This window comes from Levilactobacillus enshiensis (genome assembly GCF_007115095.1).
GTDB lineage: Bacteria > Bacillota > Bacilli > Lactobacillales > Lactobacillaceae > Levilactobacillus > Levilactobacillus enshiensis.
Genome location: NZ_SULH01000016.1, coordinates 1 through 25,123 on the forward strand (window position 1 = coordinate 1; position 25,123 = coordinate 25,123).

At 47.5% G+C, this 25,123-nt stretch carries 22 protein-coding genes, 1 tRNA gene, 1 pseudogene and 1 riboswitch; of the genes and pseudogenes, 9 read left to right on the plus strand and 15 right to left on the minus strand.

What is annotated here, in order from left to right; all coding sequences use genetic code 11:
- Positions 1-164 precede the first annotated feature (164 nt).
- Positions 165-258, plus strand: a pseudogene (locus tag FAY32_RS15085) (hypothetical protein); the annotation flags it as partial.
- Positions 259-1,356: 1,098 nt separating this feature from the next.
- Here the strand turns inward: FAY32_RS15085 and FAY32_RS13220 are convergent.
- Together FAY32_RS13220 and FAY32_RS13225 are read right to left on the minus strand one after the other, a co-directional pair.
- Positions 1,357-1,926 carry a matrixin family metalloprotease gene (locus FAY32_RS13220; RefSeq protein WP_143463912.1) on the minus strand — a complete coding sequence of 190 codons (570 nt, stop codon included), beginning with the start codon at positions 1,924-1,926 and terminating at the stop codon, positions 1,357-1,359.
- Positions 1,927-2,313: 387 nt separating this feature from the next.
- Positions 2,314-2,634 carry a heavy metal-binding domain-containing protein gene (locus tag FAY32_RS13225; RefSeq protein ID WP_143463914.1) on the minus strand — a complete coding sequence of 107 codons (321 nt, stop codon included), beginning with the start codon at positions 2,632-2,634 and terminating at the stop codon, positions 2,314-2,316.
- Between the two features lie 317 nt (positions 2,635-2,951).
- On the opposite strand from FAY32_RS13225, the gene FAY32_RS13230 reads away from it, so the two are divergent.
- Positions 2,952-3,551, plus strand: a complete 600-nt coding sequence (locus FAY32_RS13230; protein ID WP_191988197.1) for a hypothetical protein — start codon at positions 2,952-2,954, stop codon at positions 3,549-3,551.
- Positions 3,552-3,626: 75 nt separating this feature from the next.
- On the opposite strand, the gene FAY32_RS13235 is transcribed toward FAY32_RS13230, so the two are convergent.
- A complete protein-coding gene (locus FAY32_RS13235; RefSeq protein WP_143463915.1) occupies positions 3,627-3,968 on the minus strand; it encodes a hypothetical protein in 342 nt (113 codons plus the stop codon).
- 105 nt (positions 3,969-4,073) lie between these two features.
- Positions 4,074-4,778, minus strand: coding sequence for a hypothetical protein (locus FAY32_RS13240; protein ID WP_143463917.1), 705 nt, complete (start codon positions 4,776-4,778; stop codon positions 4,074-4,076).
- A 131-nt stretch (positions 4,779-4,909) separates the two neighbouring features.
- Positions 4,910-5,028: riboswitch (SMK box riboswitch) on the plus strand.
- Here FAY32_RS13240 and metK point away from each other — a divergent pair.
- The 3 genes from metK (at position 5,026) to FAY32_RS13255 (ending at position 8,282) form a co-directional block, all read left to right on the plus strand.
- Positions 5,026-6,213, plus strand: a complete 1,188-nt coding sequence (gene metK, locus FAY32_RS13245; RefSeq protein WP_143463919.1) for a methionine adenosyltransferase — start codon at positions 5,026-5,028, stop codon at positions 6,211-6,213. Its footprint overlaps the riboswitch before it by 3 nt.
- Before the next feature lie 195 nt (positions 6,214-6,408).
- Positions 6,409-7,890: an MDR family MFS transporter gene (locus FAY32_RS13250; protein WP_143463921.1), complete on the plus strand. Its 1,482-nt coding sequence runs from the start codon at positions 6,409-6,411 to the stop codon at positions 7,888-7,890.
- A gap of 68 nt (positions 7,891-7,958) precedes the next feature.
- Entirely contained in the window at positions 7,959-8,282 is a 324-nt protein-coding gene (locus tag FAY32_RS13255; RefSeq protein ID WP_048735747.1) for a DUF960 domain-containing protein, read from the plus strand.
- Between the two features lie 149 nt (positions 8,283-8,431).
- Here the strand turns inward: FAY32_RS13255 and FAY32_RS13260 are convergent, their stop codons facing one another.
- Positions 8,432-9,202 (minus strand): Cof-type HAD-IIB family hydrolase, encoded by a 771-nt coding sequence (locus tag FAY32_RS13260; protein ID WP_143463922.1) that lies wholly within the window; start codon positions 9,200-9,202, stop codon positions 8,432-8,434.
- A 191-nt stretch (positions 9,203-9,393) separates the two neighbouring features.
- Between FAY32_RS13260 and FAY32_RS13265 the strand changes: the two genes are divergently transcribed.
- Positions 9,394-10,041: a deoxynucleoside kinase gene (locus tag FAY32_RS13265; RefSeq protein WP_143463924.1), complete on the plus strand. Its 648-nt coding sequence runs from the start codon at positions 9,394-9,396 to the stop codon at positions 10,039-10,041.
- 146 nt (positions 10,042-10,187) lie between these two features.
- Here the strand turns inward: FAY32_RS13265 and pgmB are convergent, their stop codons facing one another.
- From pgmB to FAY32_RS13280, 3 genes are all read right to left on the minus strand, one after another.
- Positions 10,188-10,859, minus strand: a complete 672-nt coding sequence (pgmB, locus tag FAY32_RS13270; RefSeq protein ID WP_143463926.1) for a beta-phosphoglucomutase — start codon at positions 10,857-10,859, stop codon at positions 10,188-10,190.
- A 12-nt stretch (positions 10,860-10,871) separates the two neighbouring features.
- Positions 10,872-13,586 carry a glycoside hydrolase family 65 protein gene (locus FAY32_RS13275; RefSeq protein ID WP_143463992.1) on the minus strand — a complete coding sequence of 905 codons (2,715 nt, stop codon included), beginning with the start codon at positions 13,584-13,586 and terminating at the stop codon, positions 10,872-10,874.
- Positions 13,587-14,162: 576 nt separating this feature from the next.
- Positions 14,163-15,122 carry a 2-hydroxyacid dehydrogenase family protein gene (locus FAY32_RS13280; RefSeq protein ID WP_143463928.1) on the minus strand — a complete coding sequence of 320 codons (960 nt, stop codon included), beginning with the start codon at positions 15,120-15,122 and terminating at the stop codon, positions 14,163-14,165.
- Between the two features lie 148 nt (positions 15,123-15,270).
- Between FAY32_RS13280 and FAY32_RS13285 the strand changes: the two genes are divergently transcribed.
- Both FAY32_RS13285 and FAY32_RS13290 read left to right on the plus strand, forming a co-directional pair.
- Positions 15,271-15,477: a hypothetical protein gene (locus FAY32_RS13285; protein WP_143463930.1), complete on the plus strand. Its 207-nt coding sequence runs from the start codon at positions 15,271-15,273 to the stop codon at positions 15,475-15,477.
- Between the two features lie 468 nt (positions 15,478-15,945).
- Positions 15,946-16,638, plus strand: a complete 693-nt coding sequence (locus FAY32_RS13290) for a CPBP family intramembrane glutamic endopeptidase (RefSeq protein WP_143463932.1) — start codon at positions 15,946-15,948, stop codon at positions 16,636-16,638.
- Here the strand turns inward: FAY32_RS13290 and FAY32_RS13295 are convergent.
- The 5 genes from FAY32_RS13295 to FAY32_RS13315 all read right to left on the minus strand — a co-directional run bounded on the left by FAY32_RS13295 (position 16,635) and on the right by FAY32_RS13315 (position 19,980).
- Positions 16,635-17,489, minus strand: coding sequence for an alpha/beta hydrolase fold domain-containing protein (locus FAY32_RS13295; protein WP_143463933.1), 855 nt, complete (start codon positions 17,487-17,489; stop codon positions 16,635-16,637). The two genes, FAY32_RS13290 and FAY32_RS13295, sit on opposite strands and share 4 nt — an antisense overlap.
- Before the next feature lie 144 nt (positions 17,490-17,633).
- Positions 17,634-18,113, minus strand: a complete 480-nt coding sequence (locus FAY32_RS13300) for a MarR family winged helix-turn-helix transcriptional regulator (protein WP_143463935.1) — start codon at positions 18,111-18,113, stop codon at positions 17,634-17,636.
- Between the two features lie 918 nt (positions 18,114-19,031).
- Positions 19,032-19,115 (minus strand) — tRNA-Leu (locus FAY32_RS13305).
- A 52-nt stretch (positions 19,116-19,167) separates the two neighbouring features.
- Positions 19,168-19,461, minus strand: coding sequence for a heavy metal-binding domain-containing protein (locus tag FAY32_RS13310; RefSeq protein ID WP_143463937.1), 294 nt, complete (start codon positions 19,459-19,461; stop codon positions 19,168-19,170).
- Positions 19,462-19,479: 18 nt separating this feature from the next.
- Positions 19,480-19,980 carry a VanZ family protein gene (locus tag FAY32_RS13315; RefSeq protein ID WP_143463938.1) on the minus strand — a complete coding sequence of 167 codons (501 nt, stop codon included), beginning with the start codon at positions 19,978-19,980 and terminating at the stop codon, positions 19,480-19,482.
- Positions 19,981-20,111: 131 nt separating this feature from the next.
- Between FAY32_RS13315 and FAY32_RS13320 the strand changes: the two genes are divergently transcribed.
- Positions 20,112-22,628, plus strand: coding sequence for an excinuclease ABC subunit UvrA (locus tag FAY32_RS13320; RefSeq protein WP_143463941.1), 2,517 nt, complete (start codon positions 20,112-20,114; stop codon positions 22,626-22,628).
- Positions 22,629-22,706: 78 nt separating this feature from the next.
- Here FAY32_RS13320 and FAY32_RS13325 read toward each other — a convergent pair whose 3' ends face one another.
- The gene (locus FAY32_RS13325) at positions 22,707-22,943 is read right to left on the minus strand and encodes a hypothetical protein (protein ID WP_125685932.1); all 237 of its coding nucleotides are present in this window, start codon (positions 22,941-22,943) and stop codon (positions 22,707-22,709) included.
- A gap of 97 nt (positions 22,944-23,040) precedes the next feature.
- Positions 23,041-24,450 (minus strand): C69 family dipeptidase, encoded by a 1,410-nt coding sequence (locus FAY32_RS13330; RefSeq protein ID WP_143463942.1) that lies wholly within the window; start codon positions 24,448-24,450, stop codon positions 23,041-23,043.
- Positions 24,451-25,123 lie beyond the last annotated feature (673 nt).

Below are 25,123 nucleotides of genomic sequence, written 5' to 3' on the forward strand. Positions count from 1 at the left end.
TGAACGATATCTTGTTTTTCCATAATAAAAACCTCACCAATTTATTTGATGAGGTAATCATATCGTGTATTTGTCGCCAGTCATAGACGGTCAGTTATTGGGTGCTTACAAATCAACGAGCGGCATTGAACAGCATTCTTGATCACGGCGAGTTTTATCTCGGAAATAACGCTGCCAAACGTAATATCAAGCGCATGGTAATCGGCCGAAAGAACTCGATGTTCAGTACGAGCCAAGTTAGAGCGGAAGCTACAGCTATTTGGATGACTCTAATTGTGTCGGCCAAAGTAAGTGGCAGCGCTCGCAAAGAAATCAGAGCTGGAAACTTGTTTACCATGGAACTTTACGCATGATTCTTCAGATAACGCTCAGCTAAATACAGTAGCCGCTTAAGACATGGAAAGAAGATGGTGTCCTCAAAAACCGAGGACGCCATCTTCTCTTTTGTCTATATCTCAACACGGTCAGTTATTGGATGTTACTTTGAAAGAATGTTGGAACCAATGATTGACCTTCACTCGTAATTCATCTCTGTTAGCAAGCAGTTAAGTAACTGGTTAAGGTAGGGGTGATCAAACTTCAAAACAGCCAGTTAGAGGGGGGCTTGCGTGGGTAATGCGAGGGATTGGATCACGTCCAGTCGGTTATTAGCACATCAGGAATGTGACTAGGTTCTAAATTCCAGTTCGAAGCCATTGAGGAGACCTCGTGGGCCTGATAGGGACTGTATCCAAAATGTAATGGCCGAATAGGGGACTGATTTTCGACTGCCGTTGGTACTAGCGCATCAGTAGATAAGCGTGAAGTTAAGTAGCCTTTCTTTTAACAGAAGAGGATACCAAGTCAGATCAAAGCTAGTGAGCCTAAAGTAAAGCTGCACAGCTTGAACGAGAGTTAAAAGAGACAGCATATAGTTAACTTGGCAAATGGTGCAGGGTTGAGTAAGGCTAATTATGCACGTAGGAGCGTTTGACTGTAAAACAAGAGACGAGGACGTTGAAACGCCAGAGTCGCTTAGAAAGCAGTAAACAGGCCTAAAGCTTGTGGTTAGTTAATGGGACTAAGACGCCGTATCCAATTGGTACAGTAGGAAATATCAGAGTAGCAAAGATATGCCAGTTTATTCTTGGCACGGACATTGCGCGCTTTTAATGGAAACTGTATCGCAGTTAAGTCGCTATTCTAGCACTCTGGTTGAGAAGATAGGCGGATTGGGTGCTTAATTGGTTGCGTGCCGTTAGCGGAACAGGTTTACGGTGGGCGATGATGCCCATCCACCTCAGCGTCTGCAAAAAAATGTAAATTAAAAACCCCAGCCGGGCAAGCCGAGGTTTCGCAGGTATTCGTTAGTATTCTTTAGTCTTGGTAAGCGTCTTGTAAACCGACTTTGTCTTGATGGTCGATGGAAGCGTACCGGTCTGATGCGTACATAACGCTGGATTCATCAGCGGAGTGGCTTAAGCCTAAGGCGTGGCCAATTTCGTGAGTAGCAACGTTAGTCCGTTGGCTCTTAGTGTAGCCGTACTTGGTTAAGAGGCTACGGTTTAAGGTGGACTTGGCAGAAACGATTTGGTTATTGTCATCGCTCTTCTTTAAGTAAGAGTAGTTTGTGTAACCAGCAAGCTTACCGCCCTTGGTGCTGAGGGAAGCGGAAGAGGTCAAGGTGATGTCGGCCTTTTCGCCGTTCTTAGCAGCTTTTAATTGGACAACGCCAACCTTGTTCCAACGCTTAACCGCGTTTTTCCAAACACTCTTGTAATAGGAAGATGTGTTGCTCGTTTGGTAAGTGATGGTCGTGTCTTTCCAGCTTCCCCATGAAGGTGTTGGCTTGCTAGCGGATGCTAGGATCGTCGTGCTAAAGCTCGCTAAGACGATGGCCATAGTGGCGATGATTAAGACTGCCCATTTTGTGATTTTTGCTAACATTTTGAAATACCTGCTTTCTTAAATTCCGAATGATCAACATTTAAGTTGTTCGCTATCTTATTGACTATGGTTAGTATAAAACGAGTTGCTAATTGGTTGGTTGGTCACATCTACTAGTGTGGACAGTTTCTGGGGGACAAAATTGTTAATGTGGACATAAAATAGCCCCTTATAGTTAATAGGCCGCAAAAACCGTTACACATTGGCGATTGTGGCCACACTGTTAACTCCGTAAAACGATGTAAATTCCACGAAATTTAGACCAAAAAAAGATCACGTTGATTGTGTTGGCATTGAAAACAATCAGCGTGATCCTTTAATTATCGTATTTATATGACAGATGTGTTACGAACATTACGGGGCAAATCAGATGAATTTGTCATTAATTTACTTATATTTGACAGCGGTTCCATAAGCTGCTACAGATTGCATATCAGTTCCAATTGATCCGGAATCAAAACGCATCATGACGACAGCATCTGCCCCCAAATCGATGGCATTTTGACGTAAACGGTCGACAGCAATGTTACGGGCTTCATCGAGCATTTTGGTGTAATCGCGAATTTCGCCCCCAACGACGTTCTTTAGTGAAGCCCCGATATTGCGTAGTACGTTCTTAGACTGCGTGGTTAACCCGAAAACCTCACCAATCACTTCATATTCTTGACCGGGAATGTGTTCAGTAGTGGTGACTAAAATAGTTGCCATGTTAAATTCCTCCTCCATTGATTACTCTCAATATACCGTTGCTGACTAAGTAGTACAAGTTTTATCAATTTTATTTCTGTGGCGTTTTCGCTGATATTGCCACGTGACTCACAGACTGTCTGCATAATTGAAACAGTTTTGGCTAATTATGCAGGTAACAAGTGGGATAGCTGTATAATATCGAAAAATAAATAATAGAAACGGTATTGATTAAATTAAAATGAAACAATTAGCAGTATCAATTTGATTGCTCGCATGTTATGGTGGTTATACGGACGCTTGCTCGTAAAGCTTTCGATAGAAGGGGGACATCTAAAATGTCCGAAAAAGAGATGGGTCAAGAAGAAAATGAAGAACAAGCATCCGATTTTCATCAGGAGTTACAGCCATTTGACGCGCAACAAAAAGAACTGATCAGTCACTATCTATTTTCACGAACGGCTTATGGCTTAGCCGCGGCAGCACTCGAAAATAATTTGAACGTGCCACTAGACCACTATCAGCAGAAACGTCTGTTTTACCAAGATATTAGCGATTTAGCCCATTTTCGCCGTAATTTTTTTGATAGCGTGGGTAGTTTTCTACGGCTTTCAGTTGACACCACGTACCAACTTGAAATCTGGGATCGTCAATTTCACAGTAAATACAATTACTCGCAAGCAGAATTAAGCCAAGCAGGCCTGTGTACAGTCAAGATGGGAACCGCTGTGGAAACAATCACGTATGGCAAGCTGGGGTTTAAGATCCGCCGATCATTTGAGATTGAACATGAGCATCTCTTTGGCATCAAGAGCCAGTTCTACGTTGCCGGGAAGCAGGTCCCTTGGGTGGACGGTTTGATGTTACTACAACATCAACTGAAGGAACACACGCTCTGGTTGAAGGGCTACATTTTAAAAATTGAAGACTTCACATAAATAAGATAAGAATATCCCGTCAGCAAGTCGGGATAATACATAAAAAAGCCCAACCACATGGCGTGATTGGACAGGTTACTTTGTTAGAGACTGAGTGAGCAGGGGAACCAGCTGACGAATTGTCGGCTGCACGTTGCCCCGGAGAATATCGGTGTGACTAACCGCAATAACATTACTGTTACTGCCTAGAGGCTGGCGTAAACGTAGAATTTGGGCGTCTACCACGTAAATATTTTTAGAATCGACGGTTAAGTCCCAGTGATGTTCGGCTTGTACGTTCACGGCTGGGAGCTTGAGCGCAACTGCTAAGTTTTGACAAAAGTGATTAATTAGGGCGGCGTCGACAACAGCGTTTCCTGTCAACACAGGTTGGTATTTTCCGCTCAAGATGTCACCAATCACTTTAATTTCCGTCATGTTGGTTCCTCCATTATTAGATGATGCCTCATTTTAGCATGGAAACTAGGAATGTGACGTCACTTCATCTGGAGCTTAGCGAAACTTTAAAAGATAGTGGCAAGTTTAGAGGATCAAATAGCCCACCAATAGTTGAATGAAACCGGATGTGATTAACCGATAGTGGTCGTTCAAGTGTTGCACGAGCCACCAATGCGCACCAACGAGGAGGACAACCACGATTAGTTTCCAAGACAAGGGCAAGGTTAATAAAGACAGGATGAACAGCGCAGGGGTAATTAAAGTAAATCGCCAATCACGTTCACTGCTCAGATAGTAAGGTTCAAAGAAGGCTAGGTAACTGGCCATTAAAGGAATGAGTGGTCGTAAGAATTGTAAGGCGAGGTAGTGATTTCGTAGGAAAAATAGAATGACCGGGACGCCACACCCCGCCAAAAAACTAAAGACGACTAAGCCATAGGCGGACTGCAAGCCTAGTTGGGGGATGCACGCGAGCACCAAGAAGACACAGATCAAAAGTGCAAAGACTTGAATCAAGTGTTCCTGAGGTGCGGCTAGAAAGCCCATCGTTCCCGCGGCCACTACCAAAATTGGTCCAATTCGTGATTGAAAATGACGTACGAGAATTAAAAAATAACCGGCGGCTAAGAAAATACCGTATATAATGAGATAAAATTTAACTTCACCGGTCAGTGGAGTTCCAGTGGATGCTGTTGAACCGGCAATCCACCAGAGAATATTTTGGCAGAAGGTGAACACGAAAAGCTGTTGCACCGTGCGGTTTTTAAAGAAGGCCATGAGTGTGGTCATGGAATCGCTCCATTTCAACTGTTTATTGTGTGTTGCCTTTAATCTTAATAATTATCTGTCACTTGGTCAATGTTTCTTTCAGAAATACTGAGGAGCTTTCTTTATAGTTTTGTAAAATTGTGTTAGAATTCTTAAGTTATGAGTCAATTCCCGATAGGATTCACGAATCTAGTGAAGCTGCCTTGTAACCGACTGGCGCGAGATTATCGGTCAACTCGTCGTCAACACTATCTAGGGGGAATATCCATTGCAAGAAAGACATTTATTTACTTCGGAATCCGTTTCCGAGGGACATCCCGATAAGATTGCCGATCAAATCAGTGACGCAATCTTAGACGCGATGCTGCGACAAGATCCAGATTCACGGGTTGCCTGTGAAACCTCTGTAACCACTGGACTCGTTCTGGTCTTTGGTGAAATTTCAACCAAAGCCTACGTCGATATTCAAAAAGTGGTTCGTCAAACCATTAAAGAAATCGGCTACACGGATGGTCAATACGGGTTTGACGGCGACAACTGTGCCGTCCTCGTTGCAATCGACGAACAGTCACCAGATATTGCCCAAGGGGTCGATGATTCCTTAGAGACACGTGAAGGTGATGAGGATCCACTGGACAAGATTGGTGCCGGTGATCAAGGGTTGATGTTCGGTTATGCCGTTAACGAGACGCCTGAATTGATGCCACTACCAATCGAGCTGAGTCATGCCCTGATGCGGCGCATCGCCACTTTACGGAAGACCAACGTTATTGACTACCTACGGCCAGATGCCAAGGCTGAAGTGACGGTGGAATACGATGATAATGAACGACCAGTTCGTGTTGATACGGTTGTTCTGAGTACCCAGCATGATCCAGACGTGACGTTAGACCAAATTCGGCAGGACGTTATTGACCAAGTGATCAAGCCGGTCATTCCAGCAGAATTGTTGGATGCCAAGACGAAGTACTTCATTAACCCAACCGGCCGTTTTGTTATCGGGGGTCCCCAAGGGGATGCCGGATTAACTGGGCGGAAGATTATCGTTGATACGTATGGTGGAGCTGCTCATCATGGTGGTGGGGCCTTCTCAGGTAAGGATGCCACCAAGGTGGACCGTTCAGCTAGTTACGCTGCACGGTACATTGCCAAGAACATTGTGGCGGCTGAATTGGCAACCAAGTGTGAAGTGCAAATTGCCTACGCCATTGGGGTTGCTGAACCCGTTTCCGTGTACATCAACACTTTTGGCACCGGGACGGTGGCTGAGAGCAAGTTGAACGCTGCTGTGCGTGACCTCTTTGATCTGCGGCCAGCAGGAATTATCAAAATGTTAGATCTTAAGCGGCCAATTTACAAGCAAACCGCTGCATACGGTCACTTCGGCCGGACTGATATTGACTTACCTTGGGAACATTTAGACAAGGTTGAGGCGTTGAAGGCAGCTGTTAAATAGGACGTTTTCGTTTAAAAAAGGTTGTGGTGGTCCTTGGGGACTGGCACAACCCTTTTATTTTTTAAGCTAAGCCCTTGCCTTTTAAGAGGGAAGCAGTGATAATGAGGACATTACTGTTTTATCAGAAATTGGGAAGTAGCAGCAATTGGCTACTTAAATTCGTTGTGTGGCGGGGCCCAACGGCAGGAGGATATTATGTCAAATAAACAAACTAACGTGGGGATTGTCACGGGCGCCGTTTTCGTTGCAACCTTCATGTCTGCCATTGAGGGGACCATTGTCTCCACCGCCATGCCAACCATCGTCGGGGATTTACACGGGGTGGCCCTCATGAACTGGGTCTTCTCAATCTTTCTACTAACGAGCGCGCTGGCAACACCAATTTATGGCAAGCTAGCCGACACGGTGGGCCGTAAACTCGTTTTCTTAGTGGGTCTCTTTATCTTCGTACTTGGTTCGACCTTATCGGGGATGTCACACAGCATGGAAACGCTGATTGCTTGGCGGGCCCTGCAAGGAATTGGGGCGGGCGCCATTATGCCAGTGTCCTTTACGATCTTAGCGGATATCTATCCGGTTGAAAAACGGGCACGCGTCATGGGTCTGAACGGCTCTGCCTGGGGAATCGCCGCAGTGGTGGCCCCCTTATTAGGGGGATTCATTGTTGATCAACTTAGCTGGCACTGGATCTTTTTCATCAATATTCCCATCGGGATCATTACGATGGCCCTCATTTGGTTTAATTTAAACGAGTCCACCCAGCGAAAAGCCTTTAAAATGGATTGGGCCGGTTGCTTATGGCTGTCCGTTGGCTTATTGGCGCTGATGCTGACGTTCCAACTCATCGGTGAGGGTGACCTGAACGTATTGTGGGTCGTTGTTGGCCTGGTCGTGACGGTCATTGCCTTCTGGCTGTTTCTGCGCCGTGAGCAACGGACAGATGATCCCTTGATTCCGTTGACACTTTTTCGGGATCGAACATTTGTGATTCAAAATTTAATTGCGGCATTGGTTAGTGGATTCATCATGGGGTTTGAAGTTTATTTGCCCACTTGGACGCAGGGACTCCTAGGATTACGCGCTTCTGAGGCCGGTTTTGCCATTACACCCAGCTCATTGATGTGGATCGTTGGGTCCTTTATTGCCGGCCGGCTGATGGTGCGGCGTTCGCCGTATCAAATTGTTAATATTGCCCTGACCTTGATTATTATCGGTGCCGTAACAATGGCCTTGATTCCTGCGACTACGCCATTCTGGTGTTTCTTCGTCATTGCGGCCATCTGTGGGACCGGGTTCGGTATCACCATTACCACCACGACCGTTACCGTTCAGAGTCACGTGGCGACCGATGAAATTGGCGTTGCGACTTCCTTTAATACCTTATCTCGGACGCTGGGACAGACGATTATGGTGTCCATTTTGGGAATCATCATGAACGTTCAAATGGCCAAAGGGGTTGCTAGTCACTCGGGAGCAACGATGGGGATGATGAATAAATTGATCAACCCGCAAACGGCTAAGAGTTTACCGGCTAATTTGCTGCCAGCGCTCCACGATATCTTGTATCAAGGCTTGCATCTGATTTTCATTGCGGGCGTCTTATTGATCGTCATTTCGTTCTTAGTCAACTTCTTGGACCGCAAAGATATGCAGCGAGTCAGCGATAATCAGGGGTAATTACTCCCGTTTTTCGTAGAATTACGTTATAATTATCATTAAATAACCAAAAAGTGGAGGCGAGGAAGATGTTTGAGAGTAATCATGCGCGGTATGCCAGTTATGGTACCGTTGCGGCCTTGCCAGGCGACATGATTGATGCCGTTTGGCAGATTATTGACCGCGACCTCCAAGGCCTGTTTCCGTTAGACAACCTACTGACGTTTAAGCTCCATGAGAATCAGGGGACCACGACGTTTGAGTACGTTCAAGAAGACGACCAGCAAATGGATCTGCGGGCAGGGTTCGATACCCAGTTTGCGTACACGCCAGAATTGCCGGACACCGTCTTAGCGTACGATGATGGGGATAGCCAGATTATTCTGTTACCATCCGAAACGGCTGAACATTAATTGTGATCGTAAAAAGTAGTTCAGGAATTGACCTGAACTACTTTTTTGTGGCGTAAATTAGTGGTTAAGTTTGACGCGCTTACGGCGACCTAAATATACCAAATAGGGTGATGACTATGATTTAAGCGGTTCACGACGATTACCAAAAGCTAGTGAATCAACCCAAAGTGGCGTAGGCCATTGACGATGCCGTCCGTCATATTAGTCGTGGTGACGTAGGCTGCCTTATTTTTCGCTTGGAACACGCCATTACCCATGGCGATGGGGATGTCGACCTCATCGAACATCTGGAGGTCATTTAGGCCATCGCCAAATGCATAGGTCTTCACGTTTTGCAGGTCAGCCGTCTTGAGCAGCGTTCGAATCCCCGTCTGCTTGGTGATTCCCATGACCATGGTGTCGAGCGCGCGAGGATTGTTCCGCACTAGGGTTAGCTGACCGGCGAACTTACGTTGGTAGATTTTCTCTTTATCGCGATTAAAGATATTTAGGAAATTAATGTCATGAGTCAAGTACCAGTCGGGGTCGACAGTTGCAGATAATCGTAATAGCTTGAAATTATCCTGCGTATCTTGATTGGCTTGGCTCAAACGAAACCCCTGATTATTGAAGTAACCAACGGGGTCACCCTGTTGATTGGCAAACGCTGTAATGGCTTTCAACGTCGTGTGGGGGATGTTAGCCGCAGCCAGTCGTTTGCCTTGATATTGAACATAACTGCCGTTAGCACTGACGACCGCGTCAATTTTTGTAGCATCTAGGACAGATTGAATCTCAAATATGTTTCTTCCAGTCGCAATAACTGGTAGAATATGATGTTGTTGCATTTCATGAATAGCTGCAACACTTGCTGGCAAAACGTTCTTATTATCGTCAAAAAGCGTTCCGTCCAAATCAAAAAAAACGATTGCGTGATACATAGAATGCCTCCTAATTTATTATGGTTACAGTTTCATTATACAACAATCTGTTTGGTCCCCGTTTGGATTGGATGAGGTCGCGTTGCACACTGAAAGTTCCTGAAATTTGGAGAAATTTTGTCAGTCAGATGTAGTAGTCGGCTATTTTATGGTACACTATATCTTGTATTTTTAATAAAAGAGGGGCTATCATGGTGATAATTACAGCTGGAATGATCGGAGTCGGTAAAACGACTTTAACTGGAAAGATTGCGTCACACCTGGGTACGCAAGCATTTTTTGAACCGGTTGGCGACAACCCGGTGTTGCCACTTTACTACCGGGACCCGAAACAATACGGTTTCTTACTGCAGATTTACTTTTTGAACAAGCGGTTTAGTATGATCAAACGGGCTCTGGCCGACGACAACAACGTTCTTGACCGTTCCATCTACGAAGATGCGCTCTTCACCCGCGAAAACAACGCCGAAGGTAACATTACGGACACGGAACTCGAGGTCTACTTAAACCTCCTCGACAATATGATGCATGAATTGGATGAACTGCCAAAGAAGGCGCCCGACTTATTGGTTTATGCCGATGCTGACTTTGACACGATTCTTCACCGTATCAAGAAACGTGGTCGCGATTACGAACAATTCGATGACAATCCAGAATTGGAATCTTATTACAAGAAGATGTGGACGGCTTACCAAGGCTGGTTCGCTGACTACGATGTTAGTCCTAAGATCAAGATTGACTTACAAAAGTACGACTTAGACGTTCCCGGCAACACGGAACTCGTCTTGGGTCAAATCGATGATGCTTTAAAAGACTTACGTAGTGACGCCACTGTATAAAAGAATCATTAAAAAATCTCCCCAGTCAGAAATGACTGTGGGAGATTTTTTGGTTAACGTCTAGATTGAAAATTCCCAAGTACCGGCTATGACTAGGCTAGCAACAATGGGACTGAGTCTGGCAACAGTGGCTTAGCCTTGAACGTTTAACCCAACTTTTTTTCGATGTTAGCCAGTGTGACCAAGCTGGTGTTGGCGAAGACCATGTCAGCAGCGCCTAGTTCGGTTGCATCGCCGATTCCCAAGGAGACCTCACCAGCTGCATTGATGGCAGCGACCCCAGCAGCAGCATCTTCAACCCCGATGCATTGTTCTGGTGGTAAATTAAGCAATTCAGCACCCTTGGTGTAGATCTCAGGATCCGGCTTACCCTTTTTTAGGCTGGCTGGATCAACGATCTTAGGGAAGTAGTCGGCTAGTTGCAACTTGCCTAAGACCCGCGGGGCGTTCTTTGAGGCGGAAGCCAATGAGAGCTGGTAACCCTTTGCCCGTAGACTGTCCAAGAAGTCTTTCATGCCGGGTAAAATGTTGGCAGGGGTCATCTTATCGACTTCGGCCACGTAGTTCGTGTTCTTTTGGGCGGCCAATTTTTCCTTTTCGGCTTCGGTGTAGTCATTTTCCTTACCACCGGCCTTTAAGATCATTTCCAGAGAGTCCATGCGGCTAATGCCTTTTAAGCCATTGCCGAGTTCTTCACTCCAGGCAACGCCGAGGGAGTCAGCTAATTGGTGCCAAGCTGTCCCGTGAAGAATGGACGTATCGGTGATTACGCCGTCCAGGTCAAAAACGAATCCTTTAATATCAGCAAACTTTGTCATGTAAAACACTCCTTAATAGGTAATGGTGGATGAAACGTGTGGTTTTAATGTAACCTGTTGTTGCCCAATTTTTAAGGTAGCTGCGTGGTCGGCCGTGACGGTGACTTGGTGATGGTCGATGGCAAATGTGTAACGGATGCCGCGCAGCAACTGATTGAAACGAATGGCTTGCCAAGCTTGTGGCAAGTGAGGCGTGACGGTCAGTTCAGGGGCTAACGCGTCAACACCGGCATAATACCGGGTGGACATCAGGGTAACGGCACCCATGACGCCGAGGTGGATCCCTTCTGCGGTCGTACCGCCCTGAATGTCATAATAGTCGGAAAAAAGCGCTTGCGAGAAGAGTTGCCAGGATTGATCCATGTTGCCCGCCATCGCCGTGAGCGCTGCATAGACGATGCGTGAGAGGGTCGAGCCATGAGTGGTCCGATCAAGATAGAATTGCAGGTTCTTCAGGAGAGCAGCTTGGGGGAAATGATACCCCAGTTGCTTTAATAGTCCAATAACTGTGGGGGCATCAAAATTATAGAAGGCCATCAGGGCATCAGCTTGCTTGGCGACCTGGTAGGCATCGGGCGTTTTACCCTCAGCCTTCAAGATCCGGTCCATTCGAGAAATATCGCCATATTTTTGCCGGTACTTCCGAAAGTCGAGTTGGGGTAGCTTGAAGTAGCCTTCAAATTGGCCGATGATGTCGTCGGCGTTGATGTCGAGTTTAAGGTGATGACTGATATCGGTGAATTGTTGTAGCGTATGGGGCGTGATCGCCGTCTTGTGGTCCACGCGCTTCAACGTTGCGGCATCCAGCTGTTGACGAATTTCAGCCAACTGGTTGAAGACCCAGGTGACCATGAGGTTGGTATAGGCGTTATTGGTCAGTCCCGGTGTATCTGCATTGGGATAGTTTTCGTGAAATTCATCGGGCCCCATGACCTTGCCAATCGAATAGCGGTGGTCAGTGGTGTCTAACTGCGTTTTGCTTAACCAAAACTTCGAAATTTCTTGAATCATTTCTAACCCATACTTGGCCATAAAGTCGTGATCGCCAGTGATACGGCAGTACATAATCACATTGTAGGCAATGGCCAACGAGACGTGACGCTGCAGTGATGAGTAGTCAGGATCCCAGGTGTTGGTTAAAGGATTGAGGTGGGTGACTTGTGATTGTTCATCGCCAACCGCACCAGATTGCCAGGGGAACATGGCACCAGCATAACCGGCGTCTTGCGCATTCTTCTTAGCCGCTGGCAATCGGCGGTAACGATACATGAGAAGCGCTCTAGCCAGCTTAGGGTCGTGTAGCGCATAAACTGGCAGGTCGAACATTTCGTCCCAAAAGACGTGACCTCGATACGCTTCACCGTCTAACCCACGCGCGTTGACTGAGGCATCGATCTTGCCAGAAGCGATGGCTTGCGTCGCTGTAAACAGGTGGTAGAGGTTGACCCGTGTCAGTTTCTGCGAGGTCATATCACCACTGATCTGAATGTCGGCGTCCGCCCAACGGTGTTGCCAATAGGCAGTGCTGCTGTCAACGGTGTCTTTGAAGCTGGCTTGACTAAGTTCTTGCGTAGCAGTTGACAGGAGATCGCCAGTTGTTTCGCGGTCGGTGAACAACACGACGTTCTTTTCAAAGGTATAGGTGTGATTGGGTTGGACATCGACAGACCGCATCTGTCGGACCTGTTGCTCAGCATTGGGGCGATTAACATTTGGTGTCCGCAGTGCTTGACCTGGACCAGTTAAATGCGAGCCAATGGCAAATTTAACCGCCGATGACTGCGTTTGACCTTCGAGGAAGATGCTGTCGGGCTGCTGGCTGGTGCCGGTGACGCGGATGTGGCGTTGGTCAAAGGCATTGTACCGGGCAACGTTGGCGTTAACAACACTACCGTCAATGGCTGAGTAGACCTGCAGGCTACCCGAAAAGTTAAGTGGGGTAATCTGATAGCGGATGGCTAAGCGGTGCCAGTCTTTGAAGTTGGCCAGCTTGGTGGTCTGAATCTTGAGGGCGTGACCCGTTGAGAGTTGAACCAGCATGGTCGTGGTGAGCATTCCCGTATGCAGATTCAGACTGCGATAGATGTCCTGAATGTCTGCGGCCTTGATTTGAAATGGATTCTGATGGTCGACCCCAAAGGAGAGCGCCTGGGCATTAGGCAAATTGACGAGGTCTTCGTTGGTTACTTGCCGGCCATTTAGGTTCGTGGTCAGTTGGTCGTAAAGCCCCGCCGTATAGAGACCAGGATAGTTATCGGCATCAGCGTGGGCCTCAGTATAGGCGCCCCGCAGGCCAAAGAAACCGTTGCCAATTGTCAACATGGCTTCTTGACCGTAATTCCGTTTACCTTGGTACTGACCGTAGTAATCAAGATGCCAAGCCAGGTAGTCGCGTTTGGCAGCTAAGGCGTTGGCTAACCCGTGGTCGGTAATGGCTTGTTGGCTGACAACGGGGATGTTGAGCATGTTGGCGATTGCTAGGCCAATGTCGATTCGCTGGTGATTGATGCCAACGATGGTGTCTGAAAAGGGATAGCTCAGGGCATTGTCGACCACAGCTGCATCGACATCTAAGCCGGCTAGCTTTAACCGTAAATTTTCCAGGTTTTCCCCAATGGTTTGTTCAGAATTGTAAGCAATGATGAACTGACGTTGAGTTGCCTGGTCGTCTGGGTGATAACTGACCTCTAGTGAATCGTCTAAAACGTGAAGTGTAATGATTTTCAAACTCAATTTTTGCTTCCTTTCTGCTAAGGTTTAGCGTATTCTTTCACTTTCAATCTTAGGCGGACAATAGCCAATTAGCAATTATTTCCCTTTTAAATTGCTGAATTCATAATAGCACACAATGCCTATATGACGCAATTGCAATCGGTTGCAATTGTTAGCTGAATATGCTTGCGCGAAACCGCTTACCATGGCGGGTCAGGGATTGACTTGGTTTGCACCCTGTTGCCATCTATCGTAGAGGTTTAACTTTAGCGGCGATGCTCTAACAGCTAGAATAAATTGGATGGCACCAGTCGGTTAAATGATAATCATTCTTTTTCGCCGGAAGCACATCGCTACTTTTAACGTGCGTTGCAGCAGAATTTTTGAGATAAAAAAGGAGTCGGGACAAAACTCCCGGACTCCTTTTGCGCTCCGAACGTCTATGGCTGAAACGTGGAACCAAAGGCAGTCAACTCCGCTTAACCCCGATAGACAAACAATCCAAGCCCGGGATTATTCGTCTATCGAAGCATCGTTCATGCTCATTGGCTAACCGCCTTTTGTCCCACTCTCCTTGAAATAAGAATTAAGCTAATTGACGATGTACAGTGGGTCAGCGCCTTGATCGACCTTAACGGCGTTGTTGGCCACAATGGCGGCCATGGCATCTCTGGCCTCGACGGTCGCGTTACCGACGTGCGGGGTCAAAATGACGTTGTCTAAGGCCTTAAAGCCGTCGTCAACGTGTGGTTCTGCCTCGTAAACATCTAGTGCAGCACCGGCTAATTGGCCAGATTTAAGGGCATCTAGCAGGGCAGCTTCGTCAATGACGGGCCCCCGTGCCGCGTTGATCAGATAGGCTGAATCTTTCATTGCGGCGAATTCAGTGGCCCCGAGTAAATGGTGTGTCTGTTCATTTAACGGGCAATGAAGCGTTAGAACATCACTCTTTTCAATGACTTCAGCTAACGTAGCGTACGTGGCATTGAGGCTCGCTTCGGTGGCAGCTGGGAGGGGATGACGTTGGGTATAGACGATCTTCATGTCGAAGGCGGCCATTCGTTTAGCAACTGCCTGACCAATTTGCCCCATACCGATGATCCCTAACGTTTTGCCTGCAAGTTCGTGCCCCAGGAAGAAGAGGGGTGACCAACCGGCAAAGCCCTTGGTCCGCATAAGATGGTCACCTTCGACCATCCGGTGGGCCAACGTAATGATGAGGCCAGTTGTGACTTCAGCAGTCGACGTGGTTGAGACCTTCGGTGTGTTCGTGACGGGGATTCCTTTAGTCCGCGCATAAGCGGCATCGATATTATTGAAGCCGGCACCGTAATTGGCAATTAATTTTAAATCTGCATCTGCATCGATAACGTCCCGGTCGACTTGGGTGGATAAGGGTGTGATGAGATAATCCTTACCAACGATTCGCCGTAATAATTCCGCTTTGGTGATCAATCCATTACCGGAATAACTTTCAACTTCGAGACCTGCCTGCGTTAAGATGTCCAAGGCAGATTGGGGGATGGGGGCAGTTACTAAAACACTGGTCATGCTTATCACTCCTTCATTAGAATTCGATTCACACCTTCATTGTAATCGTTTCCAATTAGGAAAGCACCACTTGGGAAGATTAACTTCGAAATTGCACGGTAAACGTGGTAAGATTTGAACAATGAACTGGAATGGAGGCGTGAGGCGAATGAAGAGCGTGGCACTCATTTTAATGATGATTATGACGGGAATTCTGATTGGTGGCACACTGTGGATATTGTTAGCAATGGCACTAACTGGTTGGCTCAAGTGGTTGGTTGGTTTTGCCGGATTTGCCAGCGCAACCGGATTAAACCTGGGCATTTTCTGGTTATTGTGGCCGAAGACCGGATTTGCGGACGATGATGACGATTAAGTGGGATGCATGTGCATCATTAAAGTCGTCTAATTGGCTGCACGATGGCTTGGTAGGGATGCTACCTGCTTCAGCGTGTTAAACAGAACTCCAGTTGCCCCCGTAGCTTAGTCCTTAAGCCCCCAATCAAAAAAGGGCAAACAAAAAAGCCATTACGATAAGTCGCAATGGCCAAAGAGTAAGGTTACAACATAATTGGGGGATTATGTTGTAAAAATTTCATCTACTTTGGGGGAGTAAAATGAAATCTGTCTGTTGAATGAGGACAGAAGCCTCACGCGCAGGTTGAACGTTGGTTCAAACTTGCCCGCAACCATATAGTACCGCATAATGATAAAAAATGCTATTAAAAAATAAATATTTTATAAAACTCTTGGGACTAACTTTTATAAAGTAACACTTTGTGGCATTTTTCAGGGGTCGATCGGTTAGTTAAGCAACATTACATAACGAAAGGAAGATGCATGGATGCAAGAAAAACTTAAGGTTGAGGGCCCCAGCAAGTGGTCCTGGTTCGGTTGGGTCTGGTTCGTGTTAATGTTGATTTTAACAACCGTTGTCCAGATTCCACTCGTCTATATTAAGGGTGGGGTGCTGTGGCATCAGTTGATGTGGGCAGCATTCTATCTGCTAGGATTTGTCGTGGCCATTGCGGTTGGTTTCTGGGGCTATCACCGGGTACACCATGGCTGGCAACGGTTGAATCGCAATGATTGGTGGTTGATGGTCAAAGGCTATGCCTTCATCATCGTTAGTGAAATCATTCTGGGATCAGCCAATAATATTTTTTTTGGTGAAACGAGTACGGCTAACAATGATGCGTTACAGCAGTTGATGGGCAGAAGTACGCTCACCCTAATCATGTTGAGCTTGACGGCGGTATTGGCATCACCATTTTTGGAAGAACTCACATTTCGCGGACTGCTCATCGATGGGTGTTTCCCAGCTAAATGGTTCTGGGTGCCAGTCATTGCCAGTGGCGTCGTTTTTTCGCTAGTTCATATGAGCGATAACCTGATCAGTTGGCTACTGTATGCCATTATGGGGGGCACCTTCGCTTACGTTTATAAACGCACGGGGAAACTACAAAGTACGATTATTCTACATGGTGTTAACAATCTCATTGCGATGGGGGCGATGTTGACTACCATGCTACATTAAGCCCGCCAATCGGCCAAAATAGTGCGGGTCATATCATTGATAGCCTGTTCATAAGCGCCGGTTTCATCTACAGTAAAGCCGTGAAGTGAGTCGGGATAGCGACGGCAGGTGACTTGGGTACCTGCAGCCACGAGTTGTTGGCCAAACGTTTCGGCCTCGTTCATCAACGTGTCATGATCGGCCGTTAGAATACTGGTGGCTGGAAATTCACGTAGATCATCGGTGCTCGCGAAAATCGGTGAGATCAGTGCGTTTCCTGGTGCCTGATTTTGGCGGTAAAAATGATTGAATAGGTGAGCCGTTTCCGGTGAAATGACGTTAGCAGCGCCGTCCGGGAACGGCTTTTTTTCTGGCGAGGTGTCCAAGTCGAGGACCGGGTAGTCAAGAATCAAGCGTTGGGCGAGGTCTGTTTGGCGGTGCAGGGCGAGAAGCTGGCTGCCAATAATTAGGTTGCCACCGGCGCTGTGGCCGATAAGCGTGGGCGCCCCGAAGAGCGGGTAACGTTGATGAATCTCTTCAATAACAGTGTAGCTGGCCTCCAGGGGTTGCGGAAATGGATGCTCTGGGGCCAACGGGTAATCTACGTCAAAAACAGCAGCGTGGGTGCGGTAGCTGAGTGTTTGACAGAAGAGACGGTCCCAATCGTTAATCGGAAAAATAAACCCGCTACCATGAAAGTTAATGATAAGGTGGTGGGCGGGCATAAGGGGCCAGTGAACGTAAACCTTAACTTCGCCGGCAGATGTTGGAATGATGAGTGTTTCTTCCCGATCGACGGCTAACACGGGCGCGGGGTGATGATTGGCCGCGGCTTGTTGGCGTAAGTCGCGAGCTTGTGATAAAAGTGACATCAGAGAACCTTCTTTCGTAAGGAAATACTCAGAAAAAATGTGTGAGTTGTCGAGTCATGTGAATATATCCATTAAAACCAGTATATAGCTAATAACGCAAAAAAAACGCTCAACCACACGAATTGGTGAAGTTGGGCGGAATTCTTAGTCGAGATCATCGACCTTTTTTGTAATTAAGCGGTTATTACTGACGTTATCGAGTTGTTCCTTAACGGTGACGAGTTCGGTCATCATGGTGTCGATTTCTTTATTCGACATGCCTAATAAAGTCTGGCATTGGCCGATACGTTGGTAAACTTCGTCACGCTTGGCCGTGGCCATCTCGGTAAGGTGAATGAGAACCTGACGTTCGTCGGTTCGGCTACGAACCCGGGTGACCCAGCCTTGTTTCTCTAATCGTTTAAGCAGGGGGGTCAACGTCCCGCTATCGAGTTCAAGGCGGTCACCGAGCTGATGAACCGTTAAAGGCGCATCTTCCCATAGAACCAACATGGCAATGTATTGTGGATAGGTTAGGCCAAAGGGCGCCAACGCACCTTGATAAAAATGATTAAATTTCTTGCTAGCAGAGTAAATGGAGAAGCAAAGTTGTTCATCTAGCAAGACAGGGGAAACTTTGGGCATGACATAGGCCTCCTTTCGTTTACTTTCCAGAGTATTGTATACAATTAAATTGCTGATAGCAAGTAAAACTGCTCTGATGCTTTGCTTAAGGCTAGGCGTTTTACGAAGCAAAACGGCAATTCACACACACCAGCACGCTAACGTAACATTAAAATAATTATATAGCATGTCGATAGGTAACTTCAATGATTATTGATAAAACAAGTTTTTTGTGCGCTAATTTGCTAGCTGACTAAGTTGAATCCGTGTAGGGAGTGCAAGGGTTTTGTTGCCCTTGCGAGATTGAAAATATTTTTTGGATTTACCCCCCATAAGGACAAAAATTGGAGATGATAACTCGTTAAAATAACGAATGAATGCTGTAATGGCAAGGATTACAGCTGAAAGATCCCTTGGCCAAGTGAAACGATTATCGGAGAAAGTAGCGCCTCAAAGATAATTGTCAATGTCAGTACATTTAAACGGTTATCACAGTTACATATCAGACGATAAGTAAAAAGGTCGATTGATTGCGAACAATTAAAATTAAGTATAGCAAATCTCGTCCAAAAGAAAAGCTTTTTAACTGGCATAGGCGATAAAATGTTGATCTTTCAAGTCATAACGAAAGCAAACGGCGGGAGAATGTTTGCCGCAGAGCTGACTGATGCGAAAGGCTTGATGGCTAGCTCAAGAACATGGCAAGCGTGATCCGCTTCTCAGCAGCGCGACAGACTGACCATTCTCTAAATAGTGTGCGTAAATTGGCCGAAATCGGCGAGAAATTGACGTTGAGCATGTCGACTAGTGATTGTGAAAAATAGTGGTCATTTTTGTTCATATAAAGTCGTGAAAAATGAGATTAAACGTTTGATTAGTGCTGGATACGAAAAAATAGGAACCTCGCAATTGCGAAGTTCCTATTTCAGTTAGCTATGATGCCCCGAGCAGGATTCGAACCTGTACTTGATCACTCAAACAGCGACCTGAACGCTGCGCGTCTGCCAGTTCCGCCATCGGGGCAACTCAACAACAAATAATATATTACACTAAATCTGTATAAATGGGAACCCCTTTATTCAGATTTTTTTGGATTTGGAAATTTTATTGCGGTGCCGTACCCGTGAACGATCAAAAACTTTGGGGCGACATTCATACGAACGACCTCGGTGTTAAAGCGAACATCAATTAGTCCGTCCGCTCCAGATGCCTGTGCTTGCTTCATCAAGTCCTGCTTGACCTCATCGAATAGGCCGTCAAATAAAGAAAATTCATCCGGCTTTTCCGAGCGGAGCATGGTGTGTGCCGTTGCCGTTAAGATTCCCTGAATGGCGTGTGAGCGGTTTAAACCGCCAGTGGTCATGAACATGGTGACTTCCTCCTCATTTTAACTTAACCACCGAAAGTGGCGTTGTAATTCCCACATGCAGGCTGCCCCAATGATGACCCCTAGACAATTGGTCAAGACGTCGTTGATATCGACCCAGCGACCGAGATGCACGCAGGCATTAAAAAGTGCTTGTCCCGTTTCCAACGTTAAACCCGTTGCCAGACCAGCTAGCAACCAATTTCGCCAGCGACCCTGTGGCCAGTTGAACTGGAGTAATATGCCCTGAGGCACGGTCATAGCGATGTTGGCCCAAAAGGACAGGTCGATGCTGGCACGCTGGAGGGGGACCAGTACCCAGGTGCCCCCCGCCCATTCGAAGGACGAGATGTCGCCAACACTATTGCCAAGCGTGATCGTAATGGGGGTCCAGGTGAGCGCGTTGAGGCCCCAACACCCGAGCCACCACCAGACACGGCGGTAGTGATGCTGTTGTAAATCTTTGAAAATTAAGATGGCCCAAAGCAGGCTGACTAGAATAAAAGGTAGCCATCGTATCATGTTATGTGCCCCCTTAGTACGTCTAGTATACCCAGTCTCCAGAGGACCAGCAATGCCTTTTTTTAGATTAAATGTTAAGCTAGAAAGTAACATCTACGTTTTAAATCGGGTGAAAGGGGTCATTAGTTTTCATGCCAAATCAATCGAAGATACAATTACCAACTGAAATTAAGGTACGCGGCGCTAAGGTCAATAATTTAAAGGACCTGGACGTGGATATTCCACTGAATAAGTTCGTTGCGATTACTGGTCGAAGTGGGTCGGGGAAGTCTTCTCTCGCCATGGGTGTCTTGTACGCTGAGGGTGCGCGACGGTATTTGAATGCACTATCGACCTTCACCCGTCGGCGCATTAATCAAATGGGGAAGGCCGCCGTGGATTCCGTCGAGTACCTGCCATCGGCCTTAGCCTTGCGTCAACGGCCACAGGTGCCAGGGGTTCGCTCGACTGTGGGGACCATGTCTGAGAGTCTCAATATTCTGCGCCTGGTCTTCTCTCGTCTGGGATCGCCGGTCTGTCCCAATGGTCATCAAGTGCCACCGACCCTCGACGTTGCCGAAAATGATGGGTACGTGACTTGCCCGACCTGTGGCGTGACCTTTATGGCGCCGGGAGCAGAGAGCTTTGCCTTTAATTCAGATGGTGCTTGTCCAACCTGTGGTGGTCTTGGTGAGGTTCGACAACTCGATGCGTCACTGATCATTGGCAATGAGGACCAGACACTGGCAGAGGGTGCGGTGGCTTCTTGGCACCTGCCCGGCCGAAACTTCATGCCAACCGTGGCTAATGCTATCGGGATTCCGACCGATGTGCCTTACAAAGACTTGAGTGACGCGGATAAGCAACGCGTTCTGCATGGCAAGAAGCAGTTCGTTTCCCTAGATATCCCTAGCAGTAAGGGAAAGATCTTCCACATGGATAAGGCCGTTTATGAAAACGCCTTTGCTGCAGTGGAAGATAGCATGGCGACCACGAAAAATGAACGGACGATTGCGAAACTTAATAAGTTTTATACGTTTGATACCTGTCCGACCTGTCACGGAACGCGATTGAATCCCGATTTGCTCAAACAAGATCTCAATGGAAAGAACATCGCGGAAGTTGCTGATCTGCCCATCAATGAGTTGCGGGAATTCGCCGGCACGGTTGTTGACTGGTTACCAGCAAATATGCAACAGCTGGGACATAGCCTGATCGATGAGCTACTGTTGAGTCTCCAGCCCATGGTTGACCTCGGCTTGGACTACCTGACGTTAAGTCGGCCGGGAGCCACACTGTCAACTGGAGAACTGCAACGGATTCAGCTAGGTCGAACATTGCGAAGTGCTACGACTGGCGTTTTATACGTCTTGGACGAACCATCAGTCGGCTTACATCCAGCCAATGTGACCGGACTGATCAAGGCCTTTCGCGGCTTAGTTGCCCAAGGAAATTCGGTGGTGGTCGTTGATCACGATACGCGGATTATTAGCGCCGCTGATTACGTTATCGAAATTGGTCCTGGAGCTGGTAAGAATGGGGGCACGGTCGTTGACCAGGGAACAGTCGCTGCCATTACGGCCAGTCCACACTCCTTGATTGCTCCCTTTTTAAAGGGGACTGCAGAATTACGTGAGCGGCAACAGTTAACCCCTAAAGCTCTTTGGCAAAAAGGAAGCCTGGACATCGAAGTCCAGCACCGTTTCAACATTGAGGACGTTGCGGTTAAATTTCCGAAGAACCGATTGACAACGGTCACGGGGATGAGTGGGGCTGGCAAGACAACGTTAGTCTTGGATAGTTTGATTCCGGCTATCGAAGCGGATGTTGCCCACCGACCGCTACCGCAACACGTCACGCAATTGGACCGGGCCGGCGTTCGTCATGTGGTCAAGGTCGACTCCGTTCCGGTTGGGAAAAACGTGCGGTCGACGGTTGCCACATATACGGACATTTTGGATCGGTTACGAAAATTATTTGCGGCAACTCCCGAAGCACAACGATTGGGCTACACGAATAGTCGTTTTTCCTATAATGTGAAGGCGGGTGCCTGCCCCATGTGCAATGGAACCGGTCAGATTTCACTCGATGTCCAGTACTTGCCTGACATCACGGAAGTTTGTCCGCAATGTCAGGGGAAACGGTACAATCAAGCAACGCTAGCGGTTAAATGGCAAGGCTATAGCATCGCCGATATTCTGGCATTATCCGTTGACGAAGCGCTTAAAGTCTTCACAGACGAAGCGGGGATTGAACAAACCTTGCAAACGCTCCACGACATGGGCTTGGGTTACCTCTTGCTAGGGCAAAGCACACCGGCACTGTCAGGTGGTGAGGCCCAACGTTTGAAGCTGGTATCACGCATCGGCAAGCGGCAGACGGGGACCTTGTTCATTTTCGATGAACCCACAGTTGGGCTGCATCCCCTCGACATTCAGCAACTGGTCAAGGTTTTTGACCAGCTCTTGCAACAGGGGGCAACGGTCATTGCCATTGAGCATGATTTGGACTTGATCGCCAATGCCGACTACGTCATTGACATGGGTCCAGGTGGTGGTATCAACGGGGGACATCTGGTTGCGACGGGTACCCCGGTTGAAGTCAGTGAAAATCCAGCTAGTGTCACCGGTAACTACTTACGGGACCAGTTGGCATTATTTCAAAAATAGCTTAACCACAAATGCGACCAATTTAGGCCAATCAAAAAGCGCATCGTCGAGAGTGATCGGCGATGCGCTTTAATTTAATTACAATTTTTTGGAGACGGTATAGCGTTTGGTGGTAGAAGGTTCCGTCTTGTCACTCAGCTGCTGTTCTGCTAAGAAAATATCGAATGACGGCTCGCCACGATCGCTTTTGACGACCAGCACGTGACCGGATTGATCGTGCCGTTCTTGATAGATCTGCGCCGTTTGAACGGCTTCATGATAATCGTGAAAGTTACCAATTGAATCACCAGGGTTGAAAAGTACAACTTCATCCATATAATCATTCCTTTCAGGGCTAGTTGCTAATTTCATTATAGCGCAGTTGCTCTGAAAACGATACCAATATACGACCATCAGGGATGTCACTTGGTGGCTAGAGATTGTCATCCATGGTAAATGAGAGTGCTGAGAAGTCTGAATTGGCTTGAACGAGTTTCCCAATTTGTTCTTGAATGGCGGTACTAAATGCCTGGGCATTTTCGGCGTTGACGGCTCCCAGACTCATTTCGTTTGGCTCGGAGATGGCATCGCCACTCAGCAGACGCTGGATGCCCCAAGCCTGCATGGTGGTTAAGAAATTATCCCGCAATTTCCGATTTTGACGGTAGTGATCTTCACTCAAAACGTTGAGCAATTTAGCTGCCCAGTAAGGATTTTGCCCATCGTAGTTCAGATTATCCGCTGCTAAGGTCGCGTCAATCTGGTTACCAGCGGCATAGACAGGAAGGTAGGGACTGAAGGCAGGATTCCCGAGTGCTTGCCAGATGATACCGGCTAGCACGGGGACGACGTTTCTTCTGAGTTGAAGAATGTGCGAATTTTGTGTTCGCGACAGACCGACTGCTCGAAATTGATGGCGTTCTTGTTCGGTACCGTTGCCCAGGGGGTCGAATGGAGTTTCTTGATAGTGTGAGCCCAAAAAGGCCTCAACTTGGGGAACACTGATTTTTTGCTCAGCGTGGCGAATGAACGGGAGCGCCATGCTAGTTGGTTCCTCAAAGGCGCTTGGTGTAAACAATTTGTGGCCGTACCAAACGCGGGGGGTATTGTAATGCGCGTCATCCGCCGTGTGCGTGCCAAAAATATGGCGGGAGTTGAACCGGTTACCATCAGGATTTAACCGATGGGTCTGGACGAAGTGCTGAATATTAGCGGACGTCATGAAATTTTCTGGGTCATCAAAGTTGATGTCCTCAATTGCGAGTTGATTGGCGACCACGGCGTAAGCGTCATCGGGAATCCGTTGAGCGACCCAGTGATGGCCACTAACGATTTCCATATACCAGACTTCGTTGACGTCACTAAACAAGACACCGTTCGTTTCGGCAGCCCCAGCAGTAGTGACCAGGTCACCTAGACGTTGAATCCCAGCACGGGCGGAGTCAACGTAGGGAAGAACCACGGTGAGCATGGCATCTTCGGCGATACCGTTGGCAACTAAAGGATCGACGCCTAGAACCAAACTATTGGTATAGGCACTTTCAGTCGCACTCATAGCAACGTTATTGGCGTTGATACCGCTCTCTTCATAGTGGCCTTCGTCTGGATTGGTATCGGGCATGGCGGTGTAATGGACCGCGTGCTCTGGTAGCGTCGTGGTGAAGTGGTTGTTTTTGGAGATAAAGGTCAGATCACGCGGTTCATTAGCAGGGTGAACCACAGCCCGTTTTGGCCAAATGGCAACAAAATTATCTTCGTTACGCGCGATAATCGTGCTGCCATCAATGGTGGCATTTTTACCGGCTAAAAATGAGGTACAAGCTTGATGTGTAAAGCGTGACATGAAAGGTCCTCCTTCAAAAATTGAAAAGTGTAATATTGAAATCACTATAGCACATTTTGGGACCTGTAGGCGTCTTTTACCGTTTTCTAGCGGTTCTTTGCTAAAATAGGATTAGTCGGTGCGGCTGAATCAGCATTGTCGGCGGCCAGCGCTTGGATTAGAATAGAGTCTATTCAGGATGTTGAAAATTAGGACCTGAAATAGTAGCCAAATCGTCTGGCTCGCTATTTGTAAGAGATAGATTAGATTAAAAGATAAGCAACTGCATGCGGATATTGGTCAGCATGCGCACCGTTAAATTGGGCGCACTCCGGCTACCAGGGATTCCGCCTGCTGTGGGGACGCTTCAGCCTGGCAGACCACCAGTCTTCTCGCTCGCTTTGAAGCCATGAAAACCATGTGCCGCCAAAGTCGCCCGTGCTGTAAGCTGGCTGAAAAAAAGCGCCAGCTTACACCGCTTTCACGGTTGGAGCCATCCCTGGCCTCCTCCGACGCTAACGGTTTTTATCAAGACAGCGGCTGTAGACCACCGCTACCTGGCGTTTTTGGGGTTATTCTCAGAGTCGTCTGAGAACACAATGTAAGCCGAGAGGTCGGCAGATATGAGCTCAGGCGCGTCGTTCTACTTAGTCAGTAAGTGATTTTCTTACTGGCTTAGTAGAAAACCAAGCTT